The organism is Kitasatospora sp. NPDC056138 (assembly GCF_042264695.1).
Classification (GTDB): domain Bacteria; phylum Actinomycetota; class Actinomycetes; order Streptomycetales; family Streptomycetaceae; genus Kitasatospora.
Genome location: NZ_JBHJVK010000166.1, coordinates 1 through 1,503 on the forward strand (window position 1 = coordinate 1; position 1,503 = coordinate 1,503).

Annotated in this window: 1 rRNA gene; it reads left to right on the forward strand. The window is 56.4% G+C overall.

Annotation, left to right across the window (positions count from 1 at the left end):
- Positions 1–1,501 (forward strand): 23S ribosomal RNA (locus ACFC1R_RS38780); the annotation flags it as partial.
- Between the last annotated feature and the right edge of the window lie 2 nt (positions 1,502–1,503).

The window sequence follows — 1,503 nt, forward strand, 5'->3', positions numbered from 1 at the left end:
GTAGTAGGTGAGCGATGGGGTGACGCAGGAAGGTAGTCCAGCCCGGGCGGTGGTTGTCCCGGGGTAAGGGTGTAGGGCGAACGGTAGGCAAATCCGCCGTTCATATGGCCTGAGACCTGATGCCGAGCCGATTGTGGTGAAGTGGATGATCCTATGCTGTCGAGAAAAGCCTCTAGCGAGTTTCATGGCGGCCCGTACCCCAAACCGACTCAGGTGGTCAGGTAGAGAATACCGAGGCGTTCGGGTGAACTATGGTTAAGGAACTCGGCAAAATGCCCCCGTAACTTCGGGAGAAGGGGGGCCATTCCTGGTGATGAGTCTTGCACTCTGAGCTGGGGGTGGCCGCAGAGACCAGCGAGAAGCGACTGTTTACTAAAAACACAGGTCCGTGCGAAGCCGTAAGGCGATGTATACGGACTGACGCCTGCCCGGTGCTGGAACGTTAAGGGGACCGGTTAGTCTGATTTCGGTCGGGCGAAGCTGAGAACTTAAGCGCCAGTAAACGGCGGTGGTAACTATAACCATCCTAAGGTAGCGAAATTCCTTGTCGGGTAAGTTCCGACCTGCACGAATGGCGTAACGACTTCTCGACTGTCTCAACCATAGGCCCGGTGAAATTGCATTACGAGTAAAGATGCTCGTTTCGCGCAGCAGGACGGAAAGACCCCGGGACCTTTACTATAGCTTGATATTGGTGTTCGGTTCGGCTTGTGTAGGATAGGTGGGAGACTTTGAAGCGGCAACGCCAGTTGTCGTGGAGTCGACGTTGAAATACCACTCTGGTCGTGCTGGATGTCTAACCTGGGTCCGTGATCCGGATCAGGGACAGTGTCTGGTGGGTAGTTTAACTGGGGCGGTTGCCTCCTAAAGAGTAACGGAGGCGCCCAAAGGTTCCCTCAGCCTGGTTGGCAATCAGGTGTTGAGTGTAAGTGCACAAGGGAGCTTGACTGTGAGACTGACGGGTCGAGCAGGTACGAAAGTAGGGACTAGTGATCCGGCGGTGGCTTGTGGAAGCGCCGTCGCTCAACGGATAAAAGGTACCCCGGGGATAACAGGCTGATCTTCCCCAAGAGTCCATATCGACGGGATGGTTTGGCACCTCGATGTCGGCTCGTCGCATCCTGGGGCTGGAGTAGGTCCCAAGGGTTGGGCTGTTCGCCCATTAAAGCGGTACGCGAGCTGGGTTTAGAACGTCGTGAGACAGTTCGGTCCCTATCCGCTGTGCGCGTAGGAGTGTTGAGAAGGGCTGTCCCTAGTACGAGAGGACCGGGACGGACGAACCTCTGGTGTGCCAGTTGTTCTGCCAAGGGCATGGCTGGTTGGCTACGTTCGGGAGGGATAACCGCTGAAAGCATCTAAGCGGGAAGCCTGCTTCGAGATGAGCACTCCCACCTCCTTGAGAGGGTAAGGCTCCCAGTAGACGACTGGGTTGATAGGCCGGATATGGAAGCCCTGTGAGGGGTGGAGTTGACCGGTACTAATAGGCCGAGGGCTTGTCCTCAG